The organism is Terribacillus halophilus (assembly GCF_900101385.1).
Lineage (GTDB): Bacteria > Bacillota > Bacilli > Bacillales > Amphibacillaceae > Terribacillus > Terribacillus halophilus.
The window spans coordinates 401,683-407,829 of sequence record NZ_FMZB01000003.1; the positions used below are offsets into that span (position 1 = coordinate 401,683).

The following is a 6,147-nucleotide window of genomic DNA, read 5'->3' on the forward strand; positions in this document are numbered from 1 at the left end:
CCCCTGCTTTAATACAGTGATCCATTGTTCACGACGGGCTGTGTCCCGCGGTCGGAAACAATGGCCACCATCAAATTGTTCACCATCTGTGCCTTACGCTCTGAATCCAGCTCCAATTCACCTTCATTCAATGCTTCGATAGCATCCATCGACATACCGACTGCCCCTTGGACGATCATTTTGCGGGCTGCGATAATGGCAGCAGCTTGCTGGCGCTGCAGCATTGCCTGGGCAATCTCGGTAGAATAAGCGAGATGTGTGAATCGCGCTTCCATGACTTCCACTCCAGCTTCATTCAGGCGTGCTTCCAGTTCCGCTTGCAGTTTACCAGTGATCTCATCCCCATTTTCGCGCAAAGAGAAGCCCGTTTCATTGAAATTATCATAAGGATAGTTGGAAGCGATACTCCGAACAGCCGCCTCACTTTGAATGGCAACAAACTCCTCGTAATCATCCACGTTGAAGGCTGCTTTCGCAGTATCTATTACACGATACACAATCACCGCAGCGATTTCAATTGGATTACCTTCTATGTCATTTACTTTAAGTGTCTTGGAATTGAAGTTTCGGATACGCAGCGTGATCCGCTGTCTAGTTGTCAGAGGAATAGTCAAGAACAAACCATTGGCACGGATTGTACCGATATACTTACCGAAGAATGTCACGACGTAGGCTTGATTAGGAGGTACGATAACAATACCGGTTACCAGTACTACAGCGACTATAAACAACAGGATAGCTGGAACAATCGCCTCCTGCGTCAAACTAAATACACCTGCACCTGCACAAATAAGGATGATCAATACCCCAAGGAAACCATTCAAGGCAGCAGCTTGTTTTTCTTTCATACACGTCACTCCTACATTTTCATATTAAAGTGATATCACTTTAATATTATTATATATTCTGACAACATACTTTGCAACATGCAGACTAGCCTTTATACTTAAATTAAAAAGGAACGGAGATCTCATATGTTCTTTCATGTTTTCAGACCTTTTCGCCTGCTGCACCGTTACCTTGTCGATATAACATATCCCCAAGGGACTTATATTGCAAAGAGATATCTTGTCATCCGCAAACTCGGTTCCGGTAGCTATGGAACGACTTATCTCTGCGAAGATATTGTCCAACAAAAAACATGTACCGTTAAACAACTTCGACGCAGCCGGCAAAAGCGAAAGAAATATTTTCGCATGTTCGAGCAGGAATATGAATTGTTGAAAAAACTGGCTCACGCTTCCATCCCAGCTTCCACCTCCTTTTTTCACACGGATGACGGTTACTTTTTCGTCATGGATTTCGTAACAGGTGAGAACTTGGAACAGCATATATTCGATACAAAAAAACAATACAGCGAAAAAGAGGCGCTTGAGCTGACAATCGATATAGCAACTGTTGTCGCTTATCTGCACGATCGCCGCATTTACCACGGTGACATTCGAATTCCAAATGTCATGTTAGCAGATGGACATGCCTCACTTATCGATTTCGGACTAGCACAACAGTTCAGCGGTCCAAGAGGAAATGCGGAACAAAATCGTTTGGAACAGGATTTATTCGATATAGGGGATATTCTGCTTTACCTTTTATATACGACATTTGAGAAGACGAATAAAAAAGCTCTCCCATGGACGGAAGAGCTTACTTTATCAAGAGCATGCAGTCATGTTCTTGAAAGATTATTAGGCATTCAGGCTCCATTCCCTTCTGCGTCTGAAGCAATCGACGCGTTGGAAAAAGCGAAAGAAGCAGCAGATTAATTAGCTGCTGCTTCCATACCCGCGGCGCTTATAACGACTGCTTCCGCCATAACGATTACGGCCATAGCCACTGCTGCCGCTCGAACCATAACGTCTCCTGCCACGATGGCCGCTGGAATCGTATCTTCTGCCGCGGCGATGACTGCTGCCGCCGGCTGATTCTTGTATTTTACGGATGAACTTTTTGAACATAGGTTTACCTCCCTGAATAGGAACTAGTCCATTTACGAAAATGATACCATGTTAGTTTCCGAAAATAAGTTTCTTTACACATTCTTAATAATCCGTCAATGAAATAAGCCTTTCCAACTTAGCTTCGAAATCCTCCATGCGGATAAATCGACCTTCTCTAATCTGTTCTTTCCCCTCGACGAATACCAAAATGGTCGGTGCTCCAAATGCCAGGAATTTACCCGTCACTTCCTGGACCTCATCTCCATCAACATAACCGAGCTGTACAGCTGGATATTTTTGCACTATGTCCTCCATACGAGGCAGCAAAGCTTGGCACACACTGCAGCCCGGTGAAGAGATGAACAAGATAGCAAGTCCATTTTCATTGATGAATTCTTCTACTTCGTCGACACTGTGCAACTTCATTCTCAACTCACCTGCTTTTTGGTTCTTTTCTCCATCATATAGAATCATATCCCTAGTTGGCGAATGATATGATATAGTAGAGCCTGGGGATATCCAAACAAATTTTGACAAAATTCTAGATCAGCAGATTAAAGGAGAAACATATATATGCCAAAAGATGAAAGACAGGAGATGCGCCGTTCTCAAAAAAAGCGGAAGAAATCCCGCAAGAAGCGCATCATCCGGAATATATTTCTGATCGTTTTACTTTTGCTTCTCATTCCGGCAGCATATGCTGGTTATCTTTACGTAAAGGCCGGGAATCTTGCCAATGATTCCTTCGTGGATGATGGCCGAGAGAAGTCCACACTGCGCGACAGTGCCGTCGATCCTGCAGAAGACAGCGTCAGTGTGTTGTTCATCGGCTCCGATTCCAGTACCAAACGGGAACAAGATAATATTGGTAAACGATCCGATACGATGATTCTTGCTACCTTCAATAAAGATGATAAAAGCATCAAGATGCTGAGCATCCCGCGTGACACATACACTTACGTACCTTATCTGGAACGCAACACAAAAATCAACGGTTCGTACAATGGCGGTCCTACTGCCACGGCCGAAGCAGTGGAAGAACTGCTTCAGGTACCAGTTGATTATTATATCGATGTGAATTTCGAGGCTTTCATCAGTGTCGTCGAAGCCCTGGATGGTATCACAGTCGACGTGCCATATGAACTGGAAGAAATGAATTCCAAAGATGAAAAAGGCGCCATCCACCTACAGCCAGGTGTCCAAACCTTGAACGGAGAAGAAGCATTAGCCCTTGCTCGGACGCGGAAGCAAGATAGTGACTTTGCCCGTAATGATCGCCAGCAGCAGATCATCGAAGCGATGATGGATAAAGCGACGGATATGAGCTCCGTCCTTAAATATTCCAGTCTTCTGGATGCTGTCGGCAGTAACATGACGACGAATATGACTTTCGATGAAATGAAAAGCTTCATTTCCTACGGTGTAAACAATGATTTGGCAGTGGAAAGCCTGAAGCTGGAAGGGCAAGGCGGCAATGGGATTGTACCTGGTTATAATGCCTATGCTTTTCTTCCTGATCCAACGTCACTGGCTAATGCCACTCAGGAATTACGCGACCAATTAGAGCTTCCTGCTCTCGATGGTTCAACTTCAAGCACGACAACCTCACCTTAAACAGGTGGGGTTTTTTATGTTTCTTTGGGAACGATGACGCTTATCTCTTCGGGCATAACCTTGACGGCAAAAGGAAGCGGCTTTCCTTCATCTCCATCGATAATGACGACAAGCTCCGTGTCGGATGTAGCGCCGATGTCCCTTACTTAGAAATAAGAGACTTGTCCCAAGTCACCTTTAAAGATATCGGGTAACTGCCTTCGGTATGGACAACTCCTTCAATAGGAAGACATGGAATAGATAGTCATCTTCTTTCTCTGCAGTGTGGGATCGAATGTAAAATGGCGTTTTTCCTTTATCTGAAGAATAACAATGCCGCTAAAAAACCAATCAATACAAGCAGAACAATCCCTGTCACTTTCCAGCTCAAACCGCCAACCAAATCAGTGAGGTTCCCACTTTCATTCCTATTGAACGCATCGCTTAGATTGCCTGCTGGATTTTGTTTTATTTCTTCTTGTCTCAATTTTTCCCTTCGCATTTCCGGAGTTTCTTTGTCTTCACTCATAACAGCACTCCTTTTCTTTAAATAGAGCCAGCTCTCATCTTGAAAGCTGGCTTCTATCATTTAATTCAATCCTTCGATGGATATTTGTTCGATTGTTGCTGATTTTGCCCCGTCATGCATCGCAGCCTCAAAGCTGACTTGATCGCCTTCTTTCAGGAAAATGGCATATGGTGCATCGGTTGCGTTGATACTGTAGATGACATCTTGATCTGTCAGCAAGAACTGAATCGTCTTCGATCCGGCATTGTCTCCGGAAATATAAAGGCGATTCACTTCCCCGCTCACTTTGTGCACTGGAGCGTCTCCTGTCGATTCTGCAGTACTTGTATCGGTTGCGAGCTGCAGGCGATATGCTTCCAACGTACTTTTTGCATCTTCACCGAAAACGACATAATCGGAATCAGCCGCCCGTACATAAGCATACTGCTTGAAGATCCCATTGGAATCGAGCACGCTGATCACCCAGGTCGGATTGCCATCGATATTGTACAATACAGGCATTTTCCCTTCCCATTTCTTTTCAGGGTATTCTTTTTCTACTACTTCCACGGCCCCCGAAGAGTCCATGATTCCATTGTTCTTCTCCCCACCATAGAATGTCACTTCCCCGGTGCGGCCATCGACCATCGAGTAGCCAAGCGCAGAGTCGATATTCTCCTTCGGTGATTTGAAATCAGTGAAGTACTGGATGCTGCCGTCCTCAGCGAAAACAGCTGTGACACCATGCTCCGTTCCATTATCGTTCGGGATTTTCACACCGGCTTTCCCGAAATGACGATTCCAGAACCCGCCACTGTACTCTCCGTAATATGTGTTCAACTTACTAGCCATTTCTGGTGAAATCGTATTCTCGATAAAATCAGGTGCCTCATCAGCGTCATAAATAGCAGACTCTCCATTATACGGATTAACCACTACTACTTGGATATCGTCACCATTCGCTTTTTGAGTGAATAATTTCGGCTGATAAACAGTCTGGACATACCATGCCTTTCCTTCTTCATCGACCTCCAAACGCGCCTCCCCCTCCTGGATATAAGAAGGATAACGCGAATAGATGATTCGTTTCAGATCCTTATGAAAATAAGCAGATGGTACATAAGATAATTCATCTTCGACAAACTCTGGCTGTGCGCCGAGATCAGTCGCATCAATGACAAAGTAACCCTTTGTTTCGCCACCTTTTAGCCATTTGAAGAAACCATCGAATTCAACAGCCGCGATGTATTCATTGGTTCCCCCAACTGTTTGAGTCTGAAGACTACCTAGATGATAAAGCTGCGTATCCGGTACAACACTCATCTTCTTGTTCATTTTATTCCGGACTGAGCTAGGTGCAATTGCAATCGGTGTCTTATCTTCATCCAATGGTTTCGCTACTTCTTCAGTGGATTGGACGACATGGTCATACGTCGACTGGTAAACTGCGAAATTGGCAATCACACAAACAATTCCACCAATTACAAGTAATGCCACTAGTACTCCCGCAAGCGAAACGCCTATATTCCTTTTTTTCTTTGCCGTTTGATCATTTGCGAAGAGCCCAAAAGCAGCAAAGAATATTCCGATTGCGTTCAACCATAAGATATTTTGGATAATAAATGCTGGTAAAACGAAATAAATGGTGATAAGCAGTACAATATAAGCAACAATACCTGCAGCCAAGTACTGTCTCACCTTTGCCCTTCCTCCTCCAGCTGCCAAGTCAGCCAAAGCTATTAGGATAAAGCCAGCCAAGCCGGCCAATGCAATAAGAAAAATCATCCTGTTCCTCCTTTTGATGTCGTATTAGATATACGATATAGAGAAAGAAATGTTTCATCTATATAAATTTAATGCTCCCCTGACGTCAATCTGCTGATAAATACGGAACAGATGACAGCTTCCTAACATATCATGGCGATAATTATTTTTTCCAAGAACTTTCAATTATGAAAAATTAAAACTATACTATATATTAAATTGAACTTAGGAGATAAAAAAATCATGTATTTAGACTGACATAGCGATGTGAGACACAAATAAAACACCCTTATTAGGCTGCCATGCCACCAAACTCTTTTGGTGTGTGGTAGCCTAATTTTTCTT

7 protein-coding genes are annotated in these 6,147 nt (G+C 43.8%); 2 read left to right on the forward strand and 5 right to left on the reverse strand.

The window, feature by feature from the left end:
• Positions 1-8 precede the first annotated feature (8 nt).
• Positions 9-848, reverse strand: coding sequence for an SPFH domain-containing protein (locus BLQ53_RS08080; RefSeq protein ID WP_093726783.1), 840 nt, complete (start codon positions 846-848; stop codon positions 9-11).
• A 126-nt stretch (positions 849-974) separates the two neighbouring features.
• Between BLQ53_RS08080 and BLQ53_RS08085 the strand changes: the two genes are divergently transcribed.
• Entirely contained in the window at positions 975-1,763 is a 789-nt protein-coding gene (locus BLQ53_RS08085; protein ID WP_093726784.1) for a serine/threonine protein kinase, read from the forward strand.
• On the opposite strand, the gene BLQ53_RS08090 is transcribed toward BLQ53_RS08085, so the two are convergent.
• On the reverse strand, positions 1,764-1,955 hold the full coding sequence (locus BLQ53_RS08090; RefSeq protein WP_093726785.1) for a hypothetical protein: 192 nt from the start codon (positions 1,953-1,955) through the stop codon (positions 1,764-1,766).
• Positions 1,956-2,039: 84 nt separating this feature from the next.
• Positions 2,040-2,363 carry a thioredoxin family protein gene (locus BLQ53_RS08095; protein ID WP_170829617.1) on the reverse strand — a complete coding sequence of 108 codons (324 nt, stop codon included), beginning with the start codon at positions 2,361-2,363 and terminating at the stop codon, positions 2,040-2,042.
• Between the two features lie 147 nt (positions 2,364-2,510).
• On the opposite strand from BLQ53_RS08095, the gene BLQ53_RS08100 reads away from it, so the two are divergent.
• Positions 2,511-3,551: an LCP family protein gene (locus BLQ53_RS08100; RefSeq protein ID WP_244499289.1), complete on the forward strand. Its 1,041-nt coding sequence runs from the start codon at positions 2,511-2,513 to the stop codon at positions 3,549-3,551.
• A 295-nt stretch (positions 3,552-3,846) separates the two neighbouring features.
• On the opposite strand, the gene BLQ53_RS08105 is transcribed toward BLQ53_RS08100, so the two are convergent.
• Entirely contained in the window at positions 3,847-4,059 is a 213-nt protein-coding gene (locus BLQ53_RS08105) for a DUF6366 family protein (protein ID WP_093726810.1), read from the reverse strand.
• 60 nt (positions 4,060-4,119) lie between these two features.
• Positions 4,120-5,823: a hypothetical protein gene (locus BLQ53_RS08110; protein ID WP_093726787.1), complete on the reverse strand. Its 1,704-nt coding sequence runs from the start codon at positions 5,821-5,823 to the stop codon at positions 4,120-4,122.
• Positions 5,824-6,147 lie beyond the last annotated feature (324 nt).

Excerpts from the sequence above, each read along its gene's own strand:
- BLQ53_RS08080 (WP_093726783.1), bottom strand. The coding sequence starts at position 848 with ATGAAAGAAAAACAAGCTGCTGCCTTGAATGGTTTCCTTGGGGTATTG.
- BLQ53_RS08085 (WP_093726784.1), top strand. The coding sequence starts at position 975 with ATGTTCTTTCATGTTTTCAGACCTTTTCGCCTGCTGCACCGTTACCTT.
- BLQ53_RS08090 (WP_093726785.1), bottom strand. The coding sequence starts at position 1,955 with ATGTTCAAAAAGTTCATCCGTAAAATACAAGAATCAGCCGGCGGCAGC.
- BLQ53_RS08095 (WP_170829617.1), bottom strand. The coding sequence starts at position 2,363 with ATGAAGTTGCACAGTGTCGACGAAGTAGAAGAATTCATCAATGAAAAT.
- BLQ53_RS08100 (WP_244499289.1), top strand. The coding sequence starts at position 2,511 with ATGCCAAAAGATGAAAGACAGGAGATGCGCCGTTCTCAAAAAAAGCGG.
- BLQ53_RS08105 (WP_093726810.1), bottom strand. The coding sequence starts at position 4,059 with ATGAGTGAAGACAAAGAAACTCCGGAAATGCGAAGGGAAAAATTGAGA.
- BLQ53_RS08110 (WP_093726787.1), bottom strand. The coding sequence starts at position 5,823 with ATGATTTTTCTTATTGCATTGGCCGGCTTGGCTGGCTTTATCCTAATA.